This window comes from Arenibaculum sp., assembly GCF_035998295.1.
Lineage (GTDB): Bacteria > Pseudomonadota > Alphaproteobacteria > Azospirillales > Azospirillaceae > DASYHS01.
In genome coordinates this window covers 22,751-39,038 of record NZ_DASYHS010000068.1, presented here as the reverse complement: position 1 = coordinate 39,038, position 16,288 = coordinate 22,751, and the positions used below count along the sequence as shown (strand labels likewise).

16 protein-coding genes are annotated in these 16,288 nt (G+C 71.6%); 10 read left to right on the top strand and 6 right to left on the bottom strand.

Annotation, left to right across the window (positions count from 1 at the left end; translation table 11 throughout):
* The first annotated feature begins 101 nt into the window (after positions 1–101).
* Both thrS and infC read left to right on the top strand, forming a co-directional pair.
* Positions 102–2,051: a threonine--tRNA ligase gene (gene thrS / locus VGO20_RS07305; RefSeq protein WP_327501654.1), complete on the top strand. Its 1,950-nt coding sequence runs from the start codon at positions 102–104 to the stop codon at positions 2,049–2,051.
* Positions 2,052–2,121: 70 nt separating this feature from the next.
* Positions 2,122–2,658, top strand: coding sequence for a translation initiation factor IF-3 (gene infC, locus VGO20_RS07300; protein ID WP_327501700.1), 537 nt, complete (start codon positions 2,122–2,124; stop codon positions 2,656–2,658).
* A gap of 87 nt (positions 2,659–2,745) precedes the next feature.
* On the opposite strand, the gene VGO20_RS07295 is transcribed toward infC, so the two are convergent.
* The gene (locus tag VGO20_RS07295) at positions 2,746–4,008 is read right to left on the bottom strand and encodes a DUF2336 domain-containing protein (RefSeq protein WP_327501653.1); all 1,263 of its coding nucleotides are present in this window, start codon (positions 4,006–4,008) and stop codon (positions 2,746–2,748) included.
* Positions 4,005–4,532, bottom strand: a complete 528-nt coding sequence (locus VGO20_RS07290; RefSeq protein WP_327501652.1) for an NUDIX hydrolase — start codon at positions 4,530–4,532, stop codon at positions 4,005–4,007. Before VGO20_RS07290 ends, VGO20_RS07295 begins: the two co-directional genes overlap by 4 nt.
* Before the next feature lie 122 nt (positions 4,533–4,654).
* Between VGO20_RS07290 and VGO20_RS07285 the strand changes: the two genes are divergently transcribed.
* Both VGO20_RS07285 and VGO20_RS07280 read left to right on the top strand, forming a co-directional pair.
* On the top strand, positions 4,655–5,482 hold the full coding sequence (locus VGO20_RS07285; RefSeq protein ID WP_327501651.1) for a hypothetical protein: 828 nt from the start codon (positions 4,655–4,657) through the stop codon (positions 5,480–5,482).
* 247 nt (positions 5,483–5,729) lie between these two features.
* Positions 5,730–6,749: a DUF2336 domain-containing protein gene (locus VGO20_RS07280; RefSeq protein WP_327501650.1), complete on the top strand. Its 1,020-nt coding sequence runs from the start codon at positions 5,730–5,732 to the stop codon at positions 6,747–6,749.
* 4 nt (positions 6,750–6,753) lie between these two features.
* Here VGO20_RS07280 and VGO20_RS07275 read toward each other — a convergent pair whose 3' ends face one another.
* Positions 6,754–7,950, bottom strand: coding sequence for a phosphoglycerate kinase (locus VGO20_RS07275; RefSeq protein ID WP_327501649.1), 1,197 nt, complete (start codon positions 7,948–7,950; stop codon positions 6,754–6,756).
* Between the two features lie 210 nt (positions 7,951–8,160).
* Between VGO20_RS07275 and VGO20_RS07270 the strand changes: the two genes are divergently transcribed.
* A complete protein-coding gene (locus VGO20_RS07270) occupies positions 8,161–9,207 on the top strand; it encodes a class I SAM-dependent methyltransferase (RefSeq protein ID WP_327501648.1) in 1,047 nt (348 codons plus the stop codon).
* A gap of 86 nt (positions 9,208–9,293) precedes the next feature.
* Positions 9,294–10,832, top strand: a complete 1,539-nt coding sequence (locus VGO20_RS07265) for a CYTH and CHAD domain-containing protein (RefSeq protein ID WP_327501647.1) — start codon at positions 9,294–9,296, stop codon at positions 10,830–10,832.
* A 28-nt stretch (positions 10,833–10,860) separates the two neighbouring features.
* Here the strand turns inward: VGO20_RS07265 and VGO20_RS07260 are convergent, their stop codons facing one another.
* The 3 genes from VGO20_RS07260 to VGO20_RS07250 form a co-directional block, all read right to left on the bottom strand.
* Entirely contained in the window at positions 10,861–11,076 is a 216-nt protein-coding gene (locus tag VGO20_RS07260; RefSeq protein ID WP_327501646.1) for a hypothetical protein, read from the bottom strand.
* 108 nt (positions 11,077–11,184) lie between these two features.
* Positions 11,185–12,609, bottom strand: coding sequence for a dihydrolipoyl dehydrogenase family protein (locus VGO20_RS07255; RefSeq protein ID WP_327501645.1), 1,425 nt, complete (start codon positions 12,607–12,609; stop codon positions 11,185–11,187).
* Complete coding sequence (locus VGO20_RS07250) at positions 12,602–13,348, bottom strand: TVP38/TMEM64 family protein (protein ID WP_327501644.1); 747 nt, start codon at positions 13,346–13,348, stop codon at positions 12,602–12,604. The genes VGO20_RS07255 and VGO20_RS07250 overlap by 8 nt, the downstream gene beginning before the upstream one ends.
* Positions 13,349–13,552: 204 nt before the next feature.
* On the opposite strand from VGO20_RS07250, the gene rpmH reads away from it, so the two are divergent.
* The 4 genes from rpmH (at position 13,553) to yidC (ending at position 16,220) form a co-directional block, all read left to right on the top strand.
* Positions 13,553–13,687, top strand: a complete 135-nt coding sequence (gene rpmH / locus VGO20_RS07245; RefSeq protein WP_327501643.1) for a 50S ribosomal protein L34 — start codon at positions 13,553–13,555, stop codon at positions 13,685–13,687.
* Between the two features lie 15 nt (positions 13,688–13,702).
* Positions 13,703–14,089: a ribonuclease P protein component gene (gene rnpA / locus VGO20_RS07240; RefSeq protein ID WP_327501642.1), complete on the top strand. Its 387-nt coding sequence runs from the start codon at positions 13,703–13,705 to the stop codon at positions 14,087–14,089.
* Positions 14,086–14,379: a membrane protein insertion efficiency factor YidD gene (yidD, locus tag VGO20_RS07235; RefSeq protein WP_327501641.1), complete on the top strand. Its 294-nt coding sequence runs from the start codon at positions 14,086–14,088 to the stop codon at positions 14,377–14,379. Before rnpA ends, yidD begins: the two co-directional genes overlap by 4 nt.
* Positions 14,380–14,489: 110 nt before the next feature.
* Complete coding sequence (gene yidC, locus VGO20_RS07230) at positions 14,490–16,220, top strand: membrane protein insertase YidC (protein WP_327501640.1); 1,731 nt, start codon at positions 14,490–14,492, stop codon at positions 16,218–16,220.
* The last annotated feature ends 68 nt before the right edge of the window (positions 16,221–16,288 follow it).

Below are 16,288 nucleotides of genomic sequence, written 5' to 3'. Positions count from 1 at the left end.
TGACTTGCCCGGCAATGTCCCTAAATTCGGCCCTCTGCCCGGAATCGGTCGATTTTTCATAGATGCAGCCCGCCGAACAGGTGAAATCACCCACCGAACAGGTGAGATCAAAGGTCGCCATCACGCTGCCCGACGGCAGCGTGCGCGAATACGACGGCCCCGTGACCGGTGCCGAGATCGCGCAGTCGATCGGCAAGCGGCTCGCGAAGGACGCGCTGGCCGTCAAGGTCGACGGCGCGGTGCGCGACCTCGCGCTCCCGATCGCCGGGGACGCGCGGGTCGAGATCGTGACCCGCAGCCATTCCGACGCGCTGGAGCTGATCCGCCACGACGCGGCCCATATCCTCGCCGAAGCGGTGCAGGAGCTGTATCCCGGCACCCAGGTCACGATCGGTCCCGCGATCGCGACCGGCTTCTACTACGACTTCGCCCGCGACGAGCCGTTCACGACCGCCGACCTCGAGACGATCGAGGCCCGGATGCACGAGATCGTGAACCGCGACGAGCCCTTCACCTGCGAGGTCTGGGACCGCGCGCACGCGGTCGAGCATTTCGAGGGCATGGGCGAGCGCTACAAGGCCGAGCTGATCGCCTCGATCCCCGGGGACGAGCCGATCACCATCTACCGCCAGGGGCGCTGGTACGACCTGTGCCGCGGGCCGCACCTGCCGTCCACGGGCCGGATCGGCCACGCCTTCAAGCTGACGAAGGTGGCGGGCGCCTACTGGCGCGGCGACCACCGCAACCAGATGCTCCAGCGCATCTACGGCACGGCTTGGCGCGACGAGAAGGAGCTCGAAGCCTATCAGCGCCAGCTCGAGGAGGCGGAGCGCCGCGACCACCGCCGCCTCGGCCGCGAGATGGACCTGTTCCACCTGCAGGAGGAGGCGACCGGCAGCGTCTTCTGGCATTCCAAGGGCTACGTGCTCTGGCGCACGCTGGAGAACTACGTCCGCCGGCGGATCCATGACGACGGCTATGTCGAGGTGCGCACTCCGCAGCTGATCGACCGCTCGCTGTGGGAGGCCTCCGGCCACTGGGAGAAGTTCCGCGAGCACATGTTCACGGTCGCGGGCGAAGACGAGAAGGTGCTGGCGCTCAAGCCGATGAACTGCCCGGCGCATGTCCAGATCTACCGCCAGGGCATCACCAGCTACCGCGACCTGCCGATCCGCATGGCCGAGTTCGGCTCGTGCCACCGCAACGAGCCCTCGGGCGCGCTGCACGGGATCATGCGCGTACGCGCGTTCACCCAGGACGACGCGCACATCTTCTGCACGCCCGACCAGATCACCGAGGAGAGCGTGCGGTTCTGCCGCCTGCTGATGTCTGTCTACCGGGACCTGGGCTTCGAGGACGTGTACGTCAAGTTCTCCGACCGCCCGGCGACGCGCGCCGGTTCGGACGCGGTCTGGGACCGCGCCGAGGCGGCGCTGAAGGAGGCGGTGGAGGCGGCGGGGCTGCCCTACGAGCTCAACCCCGGCGAAGGCGCTTTCTACGGCCCCAAGCTGGAGTTCACGCTGCGCGACGCCATCGGGCGCGACTGGCAGTGCGGCACGCTCCAGGTCGATTTCGTCCTGCCCGAGCGCCTCGATGCCGAGTATGTCGGCGAGGACGGCCAGCGCCACCGGCCGGTGATGCTGCACCGCGCGATCCTCGGATCGATGGAGCGCTTCATCGGCGTGCTGATCGAGCATTATGCCGGGCGCTTCCCGCTCTGGCTCGCCCCGGTCCAGGTCGCCGTCGCGACCATCACCAACGAGGCGGACGCCTATGCGGCCGAGGTGCATGCCGCGCTGGCGCGCGCCGGCATCCGGGCGGAACTCGACACCCGGAACGAGAAGATCAACTTCAAGGTCCGCGAGCACAGCCTCGCCAAGGTGCCGCTGATCCTGGCGATCGGCAAGCGCGAGGCGGAGCAGCGTACCGTCGCATTGCGGCGCCTGGGGGGACAGCAGCAGGAAACGCTTGCCCTCGATGACGCGGTCAATAATATCCGGAAGGAGGCGCTGTCTCCGGCCGGCGACCTCGTCCCGGACACGCCGTTCTGAATTTACCAACCGCCGACGTTCCCCGTCCATTGACTTCCACGGGGCGAAGGCAAGCTGAAGGAGTGCATCCATAGCCAGACCAACTTCCGACGCCGCACCGCTGCGCGAGGGACCCCGGGTCAATCGCGAGATCAACGTGCGCTCCGTCAGGCTCATCGATGCGGATGGCGAGATGATCGGCGTCGTCACCCTGCGCGACGCGCTGGCGGCAGCCGAGGACGCCGGGCTCGACCTCGTCGAGGTCTCGCCCAATGCCGATCCCCCGGTCTGCAAGATCCTGGACTACGGCAAGTTCAAGTACGAAGCGCAGAAGCGCGCCAACGAGGCGCGCAAGAAGCAGAAGATCATCGAGGTCAAGGAGATCAAGCTCCGGCCGAACATCGATGACAACGACTACGACGTGAAGCTGCGCAACGCCCGCCGCTTCCTGGACGAAGGCGACAAGGTCAAGGTCACCATGCGCTTTCGCGGCCGCGAGATGGCCCACCAGGATCTCGGGATGAACGTGCTCGTCAAGGTCCGCGACGATCTGCAGGAACTGGCCAAGGTCGAGCAGATGCCGAAGCTCGAAGGCCGCCAGATGGTGATGGTGCTGGCACCGAGGTGAACCGGCCCCGCGCCGGTTCCCCGTGCCGGCCGCCGAGAGCCCGCCATCCGGCGGGCTTTGCGTGTTGATGCGGGAAGAGCATGCCTTTCACGGGCCGGGCGCATGCCCGGCGCCGTGGAACTCGAGCTGCCATTCCATCTCGACCACGCTCAGCGGGTAGTCGGTGCCGTTGCGCGCGTTCAGGAGCATGCGCGGCGGAATACCGGCCCCGCGGGCCTGGAGCTGCAGCGCGAACCGCATGCCGAGTCCCGCCTTCCAGGCGAGCGCGGTGACGCCTTTCGGGCTCTGCGACGCCAGGATCGCCTCGACGATGGCCAGCCGGATGCCGGCCCGCACGGCGAGCGCCAGCCTCACGAACTCCATGTCCCGCCAGGACAGCGCGTCGCCGATCGCGGTCTCGTCCAGCCTCCTCTCCGCCAGCAGGCGCCGCACGCGCTGTTCAGCCGGCACGACCGACGGCTGCGCCTCCAGGAAATCCAGCCGCCGCCGCGCGACGGCCGCGACCTCCGCCGCGGTGGCCGGATCGAGGTCGGGATGGTCGCGCAGGATCGCGAGGACGTGCCCGTCGACGAACTCGGCCAGCCTCAGCGCCATGCGCCCCGGCAGGCGGGGGCGGCGGGCGAGCGGCAACTGCCACGACATCCGCTCGGCCGATTCCTCGACGATCCGGCCCAGGGTCGCTTCCGGCATGTCCGCGCCCGGGTTGGCGATCAGCGCCGCGGTCGCGTCCGTGTTGCCGCTGGCGTGGATCGCGTCGCAGACCCGCCCGGACACGCTGGCCCGGCGTGCGATCGTCTCCAGCACCCAGCCCTGCGGCTGGCTCGCGATCAGCGCGAGGAGGTCCTGGTCGGTCAAGGTCGCGCAGTAGTGCAGGATGGGCTCCGCGACCTCGCGGGCGACGTCGCCGGCGAGCCGGCGGCACAGGTCCGGCGGGGCGCAGGCCACGTCCTTCAGCGCCGTCGCGACCGCCTCGCGCACGCTGAGCGCCTGGTCGCAGGCGAGCGTCTCGATCGTCTCCACGGTCAGGCGGAACAGGCGCCCCTGCTCGTCCTCGGACAGGTCGGGAAGCAGTCGCGCCAGCTTGCCCGCCAGCACGCGGCGCACGCTCTCGTCGCGGTCGCGGGCGAGCAGCGTGCTCGACTGGGCCGGCGCGGCCGGGTTGGCGGCGACGGCCTCGCGCACCGCGGCCGATTCGTCGACCGCCAGATAATAGAGCACCTCCGGCCGGACGTCGGTCCGGGCCGCCAGGCGGCGCCGCGCCTCCGGGTCGCCGTCGCGCGCGAGGCGCTTCGACGCCTCGTAGTCGGGCGCGCCTTCGAGGCCCCGACCGTTGCTCTCGTCGCGGGTCACGGCGTCGGATTGCCGCCGGCAGGGAACCCGGTCTGGCCCAGGCGGGACCGGTGCTCGTTCAGCGACCAGCTGACGGTCGGGAAGGCGATCCGGTCCCAGGGGATCTCGTCCCACCGGAACAGCCCGACCTCCAGGCTCTCGGGCCCGGCCTCGACCGCGGGGTCCAGCAGGCGTGCCCTGAAGATCATCTGGACCTGGCCGATGCGCGGAAGCTCGTATACCGCGAGCAGGCACTCGATCTCGATCCGGGCGCGGGCTTCTTCCCAGGCCTCGCGGGCGGCTCCTTCGGCCGTCGTCTCGTGCATCTCCATGTACCCCGCGGGCAAAGTCCACAGGCCGTGCCCCGGTTCGATCGCGCGCCGGCACAAAAGCACGCGGTCCTCCCAGGTCGCCACCGATCCGACGACGATCTTCGGGTTTTCGTACGCGATGTAGCCGCAGTCCTGGCAGACCAGCCGGAGCCGGTCGTCGCCTTCCGGGATTGTGCGGACGCTCGGCCCGCTCGGCACGGATGTGCTGGACATGGCCACAGTCTGGCGCAGCCCGCGGGCACAGGCAAGCACCGGCCTCGCCGGGCCCTACACCGGCCGTTAAGGGGGCTGGGCGCAGGCTGGGATCTCCGGTCCGCCGCTGCCGAGACGATCCCATGCCGAACCGTGCCCTCATGTCTGCGGCCCTTGCGCTGGCCCTGCTCTGCGCCGCCTGCGCGGCCCCGGGCCGCTCGCCGCCCGCGGCCGCAGCACCCGACCATCCCCGCTTCCCCCGCACCGCCACCGCCGAGGAGGAGGCCGCGTTCGCGCTCGCCGGGTCGATCGGCGTGTTCGCGAACGCGATCGACACCAGCGGGCCCTGGGGCCCGCTCGTCACCCGCCTCCTCGACGAGAAGGCGTCGGGCGGGATCGCGGGCCGCCTGCGCACGGTGTCCGGCCGGGCGGTCGCCGCGCCGGCGGGGACGGCGGTGATCGGCCGGGACCCGGACGGAGGCTCGACCGAGGTCGCGGCCGTGCTCGGCGAGGTCCGCGGCCGGCCCGGGGGCGGCGGGGCCTGCAAGGTGGTCCTTGCGATCCTGAGCGAGACGGCGCTGGACGCCGACGGGGTCGGCCGGGTGCTGGACGAGGCGGCGAATCCGTGGACGCTCTGGTACGGCGTCGCCCGGCTGCAGGCCCCGGCGGTCGGCCAGCACAGCCTCGTCTGCCCGGCCGGGGACGGCACGCTCCAGGCCTACCAGATCCAGTTCATGGGTGGGGTTTCCGGCGTGCGGCTGTTCAGGGTCGGCGGCACGGCGGACCGGCCCGAACTGGTGCGCCCCCTTTTCGCCTTCGCGCCGGGCCCCGTCGCCGCGGAGGACCTCCAGGTGACCGAACGCCGGTTCAGGCCGCTGGCCGGGCTCGCGTCGCTCGACGTCTGGAGGGCCGGCGGGCCGGGTGCCGGCCCGGTCCGGGCCGCCTCCGGAATCGAGCCCAGAATGGATTAATACCGAAGGAATAGCATACGAAGGGCAGTCGGTCGTGGCGGGGCTTCGGGAGGGATGCTAGACTTTTGAGGAAATTTTTCGATACCGCGGTGGAGCCGCCATCCGCGGACAGGGGAAGACGACGGTGGCCGAAGCAGGGGCACTCGGGTTCGGACAGTCGGCCGGCGGTAGCCGAGGCGGGACGATCGCCGAACTCAGCAGGCTGTGCACGCTGGCACGTGATCGTACGGAGGCGGTGAGGCGTGAGGTGGCCGGAAGCGTGGGGGCGCTGCTGCTCGGCCCCTCCGAGGTGCTCGGCCCCAAGGAACGCGCCCTCATCTTCGAGATCCTGGTCCAGGTCCTGCACGATGCCGAGATGGCGGTCCGCCGCGGTCTGGCCGAGCGCCTCGCGGACGACCGGGACGTGCCGCGCACGCTGATCCTGACCCTGGCCGACGACGAGATCGAGATCGCCCGCCCCGTGCTGATGCGCAGCGCGCTCCTGACCGACGACGACCTCGTCGGCATCGTGCGGCGGCACGCGGCCGGGCACCGGGCGGCGGTCGCGCGGCGCCCCGTGGTCGGTTCCACCCTCGCGGACGTGCTCGTGGAGCAGGGCGAGGAGGAGGTGGTCCTGGCCCTGCTGCGCAACCCGGGGGCGCAGATCTCGGCCAAGGCGATGCGGAGCCTGGCCGAGGCCGCGATGCGCCGCCAGTCCCTGTGCGAGCCCCTGGCGGCCCGTCCGGAGCTGACGCCCGACCTTGCCGCGCGGCTGTACTGGATCGTGTCGCTGGAGCTTCGGCGCTTCGTGACGCAGCGCTTCGCCCTGCCGCGCGACCTGCTCGACCGTGCGCTCCAGGCGACGATGCAGCGCCTCGTCGATGCCTGCCGCGCGCGGCGCGCGGTCCCGCCCGAGGCGGAGACGGTGGCGGGCCGGCTCGCCGAAGCGGGCGCGCTGACGCCGGCGGTCCTGATCAACGTCCTGCGCGGCGGCCAGATCCGGCTGTTCGAGGTGCTGTTCGCGCGGGCGACGGGGCTGGCGCTGCCCATGGTTGCCATGATGCTCGAGGCCGGGGAGGGCGAGGCGCTGGCCGCCGCCTGCCGTGCGACCGGCATCGACAAGGGCCACTTCGCCTCGATCTTCCTGTTGAGCCGCGGCGCACGGCCCGGGGAGCAGATCGTCGACCCGCGCGAACTCTCGCGGATCCTCACCTTCTACGACCGGATCTCCCCGGACGCCGCGCGGGCGCTGATCCAGTCCCGCCAGCGCGCGCCCGCGGGCGGCTAGGGCCTCACCGCTTCCTGAGCGCCGCGACGCCCGGCAGGTCCTTTCCTTCCAGCCATTCCAGGAAGGCGCCGCCGGCCGTGGAGACGTAGCTGAACTGGTTCTCGACGCCGGCGCTGGCGAGGGCCGCGACCGTGTCGCCGCCGCCGGCGACGCTCAGCACCCGGCCGGCCTTGGTGAGTGCTGCGACCGTGCCGGCGACCGCGTTGGTGCCGGCATCGAACGGCTTCAGCTCGAATGCGCCGAGCGGCCCGTTCCAGACCACCGTCCGGCAGCCCTGGAGCTTGAGAGTCAGGTACTCCACGGTCGCCGGGCCGACGTCCAGGATCATGCCGTCCGCCGGCACGGCGTCGACGGCTACGGTCTCGTGCGCGGCGTCGGCCTTGAACTCCTTGGCGACGGTGGCGTCGCGGGGCAGCAGCAGTTCGCAGCCGGCGTCCTCCGCCGCCTGTATGATGGCCCGGGCCTGGTCGGCCATGTCCTTCTCGGCGAGCGACGCCCCGACCGCGATTCCGCTCGCATAGAGGAAGGTGTTGGCCATGCCGCCGCCGAGCGCCAGCATGTCGACCCGGCGCACGAGGTTGCCGAGCAGGTCCAGCTTGGTCGAAATCTTGGCGCCGCCGACCACCGCCGCCACGGGCCGCTCCGGCTTCTCCAGCGCGCGGGTCAGGGCCTTGAGCTCGGTCTCCATCAGCCGGCCGGCCGCACTGGGCAGCAGGTGGGCGAGCCCCTCGGTCGAGGCGTGCGCGCGATGCGCCGCCGAGAAGGCGTCGTTGACGTAGACGTCGCCCAGCTCCGCCAGCGCACGGGCGAAGGCGGGGTCGTTCTTCTCCTCCCCGGGGTGGAAGCGCAGGTTCTCCAGCAGCAGCACGCCTCCGAGGGCGAGCTTCGCGACCGCGTCCGCGGCGGCCGGGCCGACGCAGTCCTCGGCGAAGCCCACCTCCCGGCCGACGGCGCGGGCCAGCTCCGCCAGGACCGGGCGCAGCGAGTATTTCGGATCGGGGCCGCCCTTGGGGCGTCCGAAATGCGACAGGACCACGACTTTGGCCCGCCGGTCCGCCAGCTCCCTCAAGGTCGGCGCCAGCCGCTCTATCCGGGTCGCGTCGCTGACCCGGCCATCCTGCATCGGGACGTTGAGATCCGCGCGCACCAGCACGGTCCTGTCGGCCACGTCCAGGTCGTCGATGGTGTTGAAGTCGCTCATGGGCGCCGTTCCTTCGGTGAGTCTCGCTCGAGCTCTACGGCTCAACAGTCGGACGGCGGCAACCAATCACAGGTTCGTGCAGTTTTCAACGGCGGTTGCGGGCGCATGGGGTGATGCCATCATGGCGTCCGGTGCGCGATGGTGGAGGAGGACTTGACCGGCCGGAACGCGGACCCAGCCTTCTGTGGAGGCAGAGGAGGAGACCGGCCCATGATCGGACCCGCCGGACGGGTCGCCTACGCCGTCAGCCAGACGGCGCGCGTTTCCTGGTTCTTCGCGCAGTACGCGCTCGCGGCCAGGATCGGCGGGCCCGCGGTGCCGCCGGCGCGCCGCCCGGTGCGCTCGTCCCTGCCCGACACGCGCGGCGTGGTCGACGAGCTGCGCCGCCTGATGCGCCGGGACCTCGCGAACATCGAGGCCGGCTACTACCGCCTGCCGCACGACATGGCCGGGCCGCCCGGCCGTGCGCTGGCCGACGCCCTGCGATTCTTCGGGGACCTGCCGGAGGTCCGCCGGCGCCGCCGGACCGGTGCCGGCGCGGAGGTCCGGCAGTCGCTGCCGCCGGACGCCTCGGGGCTGCCGTCCTACTACCTCCAGAACTTCCACTTCCAGACCGACGGCTATCTCAGCGAGCGCTCGGCCCGGCTCTACGACCATCAGGTCGAGGTGCTGTTCGGCGGCGGGGCCGACGCGATGCGCCGGCAGGCGCTGGTGCCGATCTGGCGCCATCTCGGCGAGAGGGGGGTCAAGGGGCGGCGCCTGCTCGACGTCGGCGCCGGGACCGGCCGCTTCCTCACCTTCGTCAAGGACAACTATCCCCGCCTCGACGCGACCGCGCTCGACCTGAGCCGCAGCTACCTCGCCGAGGCGCGCCGCAACCTGGCGGCATGGCGCGGCGTCCGCTTCCTTCAGGCCGCCGCGGAAGCGATGCCGGTCGCGGATGCCTCCCAGGACGTCGTGACCTGCATCTACCTGTTCCACGAGCTGCCGCGGCGCGTGCGGCGCGAGGCCGCGGCGGAGATGGCGCGCGTGCTGCGGCCCGGCGGCCTGCTGGTGTTCGCCGACAGTATCCAGCCCGGCGACAGCCCGCATCTCGACGGGCTGCTGGAGCTGTTCCCGCTCGGCTTCCACGAACCCTACTATGCCGACTACCTGCGCCAGGACCTGGGCCCGGTGTTCGGCGACGCCGGGCTGGAGCCCATGGGCGTGGACCTCGCCTTCATGACGAAGATCCTGACCTTCCGCAAAGGGGTGTGACGATACGACTGCAACCGGGTTGATCGCGTTGCGGCCGCAGGCGGCATCTTGTACTTTTCTCGAATGCGACGGAGCGAGGTCCCGACATGTCCGATAGCGAGATCGAGCTGAAGCTCGCGGTCGACCCGTCGGATCTGCCCCGCATCGAAAGCCTCGCGGAACTCGGGAGCGGCCGCAGCACCCGCAAGCGTCTCGAAAGCGTCTATTTCGACACCGAGGACCGGCGGCTGCGCGCCCGGGACGTCACGCTCCGGGTACGCCGGCAGGGGTCGCACTACGTCCAGACCGTCAAGGCCGCGCGCGAGCGCGCCGGCGGGCTGTTGAGCCGCGGCGAATGGGAAGTCCGGGTGGCCGGGGGCGAACCGGACCTTGCGCGCTTCGGCGACGGGCCCGCCCGCGACCATCTGGGCCTCCTCGCCGTCGAGGAGCTGAGGCCGCTGTTCGCGAGCCACATCGAACGCGACGTCCGGATCGTGACCGGCGGCAACGGCGACGGGACGGCGATCGAGGTGGCGATCGACCGGGGCGAGATCCGGACGTCCGAGGGGGCGGTGCTCCCGGTATGCGAGATCGAGCTCGAGCTGAAGCGGGGCGAGCGGCGGACGCTGTTCGAGCTGGCGCTCCGGTTGGCCGAGTCGGTGCCGGTACGCCTCGAGACCCGCAGCAAGTCCGATCGCGGCTCCGCGCTCGCTTCCCGCACGCCGCCGGCCGCGGCCAAGGCGGCGCCGGTCGGGATTTCGGGCGACTGGACGGTCGAGCGGGCACTGGAGGAGATCCTCCGCTGCTGCATCGAGCATCTCGGCGCCAACGAGGGGGCCGCCCTGGAAGGGACGCCCGAGGGCATCCACCAGACGCGCGTAGCACTGCGCCGCATGCGTTCGGCCCTGACGCTGTTCCGTTCGCTGCTGCCGGAAGACCAGCACGCCTGGTTCGTGGGCGAGGTCCGGTGGCTCGCCGGGGAACTCGGGCCGGTGCGGGACTGGGACGTGTTCCTGGGCGAGCTGCTGCCCCCGGTCGAGGAGGCCGGCATCGGCGGCGCGAAGATGGCCGGGCTGCGCATCGTCGCCGAGCAGGCGCGCGACGCCGCCGGCCGCCGCGCGCGCGACGCCCTCCTGTCGCGCCGCCGCGCCGTGCTGGCGCTGCGCATGGGAGCCTGGATCGAGGCGCGGGAATGGCGCCGCCAGGACGTCTCGGAAGCCGCGGCCGACCTGTTCGCGCCGATAGAGGACTTCGCCGGCGCGCTCCTGGACAAGCGGCATCGGCAGGCGCTCCGCCGTGGCCGGGGCTTCCGCAAGCTCGATGCCGAAGGCCGGCACGAGCTGCGCATCGCGCTCAAGAAGTTGCGCTACGCCTGCGAGTTCTTCCAGTCGCTGTACGAGCCGAAGCCCGTGGCGCGCTTCTGGAAGCAGCTGTCCGCGCTCCAGTCCGCGCTCGGGCATCTCAACGACGTCGTGACCGCCGCCCGCCTGCTCGACGGCGTGGCGCCGGAGGGGGGCGGCATGGCGCCGGACGGCGCCGGCATCGTCGTCGGCTGGCATGGCCGCGGCGTCGCCGAGCTGGAGCCGCGGATCGCCTCGCGTTGGGAAAGCTTCGTCGCGTCCGAGCCCTTCTGGGCGCGCGGCTGAAGCCTCGCCCGGGAGAGGCGGGCCGGCGTCAGTCCGCCCGGTGCTCCAGGTCCTCGGCCCGCTTCGCGTCGGCTTCGTCGAAGGCCCGCTTCATCAGGCCGAAGGCGAACAGCAGCGCGAACAGCGTGAGCCCGAGGCCGAACCAGTAGAAGACCTGGTCCACCGCATGGGACGCCAGGTACAGGCCGAGCAGGGCCAGGACGCCCATCACGCCGCCGATGATCCACTTACCCAGGTTGTCCACGATGCCGCCCCCCGATCATGATCCGGGCATTCATAGGTAAAAGCGCCCTTTCGCGCAATCTCCCGCATCCGTTGCGGCAATCCGCGCAGGGCCGGCCGCGGGCGGCGCTCAGCCGAACCGGGCCAGGAACCGCACGAGCCGGCGCGTGCGCGGGCCGAACAGCGTCGGCGCGTAGAAGCTGCCCGCCGCGCGCTTGCTCGCCTCGCCCAGGGTCGGGTAGGGGGCGATCATCGTCGCGAGCGCGCCCACCTTCAGGCCCTGGGACAGCGCGAGGCACCATACCTGGATCAGCTCGCCCGCATGGGGGCCGAGGATGGTCGCACCCAGTATCTTGCCGCGCGGCGTCACCACGGCCTTGACCATTCCCTCGGTCAGGCGCTCGGCGTGGGCCCGGTCGTTGTCGGCGAAGGGCCAGCGCAGGACGCGTATCTCGCCGGCATCCTCGCGCGCCTGCTCCTCGGTCATCCCGACCTGGGCCAGCTCGGGGTCGCAATAGGTGACCCGGGGCAGCGCCCGGTAGTCGGCCCGGGCCGGCATCCGGAACAGCGCGTTGCGGATCACGATTCCCGCCTGGTAGCCGGCGGCATGGGTGAACTGCGGCCCTCCGGCGACGTCGCCCGCGGCGAAGACCCGGCGATTGGTCGTGCGCAGGCGCGCGTCGACCCGGATGCCGCGGGGCGACCACTCGATCCCCGCCTCGTCGAGGCCGAGCCCCTCGACGTTGGGGCGCCGGCCGGCCGCGACCAGCAGGTCGGTGCCTTCGACGCGCTCGCCGTCGCCAAGCGTCAGCGCCACCCCGCCGCCGGCCCGCTCGGCCCGGACAACCTCGGTCCCCTCCAGCAGGCGGATGCCCTCGGCCTGCAGCCGGCCGCGCAGCACCGCGACCAGTTCCCGGTCGTCGCGCGGCAGGATCGTGGCCGCCTCCACCACCGTGACCGCGGCGCCGAGGCGCCGATGGGCCTGCGCCATCTCGAGCCCGATCGGGCCGCCGCCGATCACCAGGAGATGGCCGGGCGCCGACCGGCGCCCGAACACGGTCTCGTTGGTGTGGAAGGGGACGTCGTCGAGGCCGGGGATGGGCGGGACCGCGGGCCGGCTGCCGGTCGCGACGACGAAGCGCCGCGCTGCGACGGTGGTGCCTTCCCGCCCGTTCCCGGTCTCGACGGTGCGCGGCCCGGTGAAGCGGGCATCGGCGCGGAGCACGCGCACGCCCAGGCCGGCGAAGCGTTCCTCCGAATCGTTCGGCGCGATCTCGGCGATCACGGCGTGGACGTGGTCGTGGACCCGGGCGAAGTCGACCGCCGGTTCGGGCAGGTCGACGCCGAAGCGTCCGGCATCGCGTGCCGCCTGGGCCGCCCGGCCGGCGGCCAGCAGGCTCTTGGACGGCACGCAGCCGACGTTGAGACAGTCGCCGCCCATTTCCGCGCGCTCGATCAGCACCACGTCGGCCCCCATCTGCGCCGCCCCGGCGGCGACCGAGAGCCCGGCCGAGCCGGCGCCGATGACGCAGAGGTCGCACGCGATCTCAGCCACTGGCCGGTCTCCCCTTCAGCTTGCGGTACGCGACGGGCGCCAGCGCCAGCGCCGCGAGGCCCAGCAGCGGCAACAGCACGTCCGCGCCGAGGAGGACGGAGGCGCCGGGCGTCCCGCCGGCCGCGAACACGGCGCCCAGGCCGTTGCCGACCGAGGCGTAGACGAAGCTGGCGGGTATGATCCCGATCAGCGTCGCCGGCACGAAGACGCGCAGCGGCACGCCCAGGAAGGCCGGCACCAGGTTCACGAGCCAGAACGGCGCCAGCGGCAGCAGCCGCAGGAACAGCAGGTACGAGAAGGCGTTCTCGCGGAAGCCCGCCTCCAGCCGGGCGAGGCGGGGCCCGGCGCGCCGGCGCAGCACGTCGCCGAGCGCCGTCCGCGCGGCGAGGAACACGCCGACCGCGCCCAGGGTGGCGCCGACGACCACGTAGAGCGTGGCGAGCCAGGTGCCGAACAGGAAGCCGCCCGCCAGCGTCAGCACGACGGCGCCGGGGATCGAGCAGGCGACCGCCAGCGCGTAGACGGCGACGAACGCGGCGCCCGCGGCGGCCGGCCGGTCCTCGACGAAGGCGAGCAGCGCGTCGCGGTGCTCGGCCAGGGCGGAGACGGCGACGTAGCGGTCGAGGCGCAGCGCGAAGAACAGGCCCAGCCCCGCGGCGAGCGCCAGCAGCGGCAGGAACCGGCGCCACCGGTTGCGCGCGGGTGATGGGGTCGCCGGGTCGTCCTCGCGGAGTGTCATGCGGTCCTTCGGGGAGCGGGCGGGCGCTGCTGTCGCGAGGCTACGTGCCCCGCGCGCCCGCGGCAATGCGGGAAGCGGCCCGAGGCTTTCATCGGCGAAGCTTTCATCGGCGAAGCTTTCATTGACGAAGCTTTCATTGACTCGGGCGGCCCCGGCGCTTATACACCCGCGTTCATTCGAGTTCAGTTCCCATTGGAGTGTGTCGTGAAACGCACCTATCAGCCGAGCAAGCTCGTCCGCAAGCGCCGGCATGGCTTCCGCGCCCGTATGGCCACCCCGGGTGGGCGCCGGGTCGTCGCGTCGCGGCGCTCGAAGGGCCGCAAGCGCCTGAGCGCCTGAGGCGGAGTGCCGCCGGTGGAGCGTGCACCCGGTCCGGGGCGCCTCCTGCGGCGGTCCGAGTTCCTTGCCGTCGCAGGGGCGCGGCGCAAATGGGTCGCCCCCGGATTGATCCTGCAGATACGACGCCATGACGACCGCCAGCGCCCCGCCGCCGGCGAGCCGTCCGTTCGCGTCGGCTTCACCGCGAGCCGCAAGGTCGGCGGGGCGGTCGAGCGGAACCGGGCGCGCCGGCGTCTCCGGGCGGCGGTGCGCGAGATCGTTCCGGTCCTCGCCGCACCAGGCCACGACATCGTCGTCATCGCCCGCGCGCAGACGCTGTCGCGCGGCTTCGACGACCTCAGGCAGGACCTGGAAACCGGGCTGAGGCGCCTGGGCGCGGCACGCGAGGGGAGCGCGTCATGAGCCCTCTCGCCCGTGGCCTGCACCTCCTGGTCACGCTGTACCAGTGGACGCTCTCCCCCTTCGTGGGCCGGCATTGCCGCTACCTGCCGACCTGCTCCGCCTACGCCAAGGAGGCGCTGGAGCGCCACGGCGCCCTGCGCGGAACCGGGCTGGCGGTGGCGCGGGTCGCCCGGTGCCATCCCTGGGGCGGGTCGGGATACGACCCGGTGCCGCCCGGGCCGGACCGGGACCGCCGGGGGCCTGCCGGCCGCCGCGAAGAACTTCGTGCATTCGGCGACGCCGCACCTTAGATGTCGCCATGAATTGCCGCCGCGGCGGCCAGCTCCACGCCAGGATGGCCGGGATGGGACGTCTCGCACGCTCCGTTCCCGCTGCCAGGGACTAAAAGACCGGGACCCCCATGACCGACCAGCGCAACCTCCTTCTGGCGATCCTGCTCTCGATCGCCATCCTGCTGGGCTTCCAGTTCCTGTACGAAATTCCGCGCATGGAGCAGCGGCAGGCCGAGGTCGCCCGTCAGCAGGCGACCGAGCAGACGCTCCCGCAGCCGGGTGCGCCGCTCGCGCCCGGCGCGGTTCCCGGCGCCGCGGCCCCGGGCGCCCCGCTCGACCGCGAGGGGGTGGTCTCGGCGACCGCGGAGAACCGGATCCGGATCGACACGCCGCGCCTGCACGGGTCGATCTCGGCGACCGGCGGGCGCATCGACGACCTGACGCTGGCCGACTACCACGTCACGGTCGAGCCCGGCAGCCCGGAGATCGTCCTGCTGTCGCCGCCGCGCGCCCCGAACCCCTACTACGCGGAGTTCGGCTGGGTCGGCGGCGAGGGCACGACCGTGCCGCTGCCCGGCCCGGACACGGCCTGGAACGTCGAGGGCGGCCCGCTGACGCCCGACAGCCCGATCACCATGCGCTGGGACAACGGCCAGGGGCTGGTCTTCGAGAAGACGATCTCGGTCGACCGGAACTTCATGTTCACGGTGACCCAGCGGGTGTTCAACCGGAGCGGCGAGACCGTCCGCCTGTTCCCCTACGGCTTCGTGTCGCGCCAGGGCACGCCGGAGACGTCCGGCTACTACATCCTGCATGAGGGCCCGCTCGGCGTCGTCGACGGCCGGCTGCAGGAGATCGACTACGAGGACCTCGAGACCGGTGCGCCGGTCGAGAACGATACGGTCGGCGGCTGGATCGGCATCACGGACAAGTACTGGCTCGTCTCGCTGGTGCCGCCGCAGGACGAGGCCGTGGAGACCCGCTTCCTGCGCAGCGCGCGCGACGGGCAGGACCGCTACCAGGTCGACACGCTGGGGACCGTCAAGGAAGTGGCGCCCGGAGGGTCGACCGAGTACACGACCCGCCTCTTCGCCGGCGCGAAGCAGGTGCGGCTGCTGGACGCCTATGCCGAGCAGTACGGCATCACCAACTTCGACCGTGCCATCGATTTCGGCTGGTTCTACTTCCTGACTAAGCCGTTCTTCTACGCTCTCGACTTCCTGGGCCGGCTGTTCGGGAATTTCGGCGTCGCCATCCTGGTGTTCACGGTCTTCGTCAAGCTCGTCTTCTTCCCGCTGGCCAACAAGAGCTATCGGGCGATGAGCAAGATGAAGGCCCTCCAGCCCGAGATGGTCAAGATCCGCGAGCGCTACGGCAACGACCGCGAGCGCATGAGCCAGGAGATCATGGCCCTCTACAAGCGCGAGAAGGCCAATCCCGTCAGCGGCTGCCTGCCGATCTTGATCCAGATCCCGGTGTTCTTCGCGCTCTACAAGGTGCTGTTCGTCACCATCGAGATGCGGCACGCGCCGTTCTTCGGCTGGATCCAGGACCTGTCGGCCCCCGACCCGACCTCGGTCTTCAACCTGTTCGGGCTGATACCCTGGGATACGCCGGCGATGCTGACGATCGGCGTCTGGCCGATCATCATGGGCATCACGATGTACTTGCAGCAGAAGCTGAACCCGGCGCCGCCCGACCCGATCCAGGCGCGCGTGTTCATGGCCCTGCCTTTCGTCTTCACCTTCATGCTGGCGAGCTTCCCGGCGGGGCTGGTGATCTACTGGGCGTGGAACAACACGCTGTCGATCCTGCAGCAATGGGTGATCATGCGGCGCATGGGGGTCAAGGTCACCTGACCTCGCCGCCCGCCGTTTCTTCGACGACCTCGCCGCCGGGAACGCCCCCGGCGGCGCTCGTCTTTCCA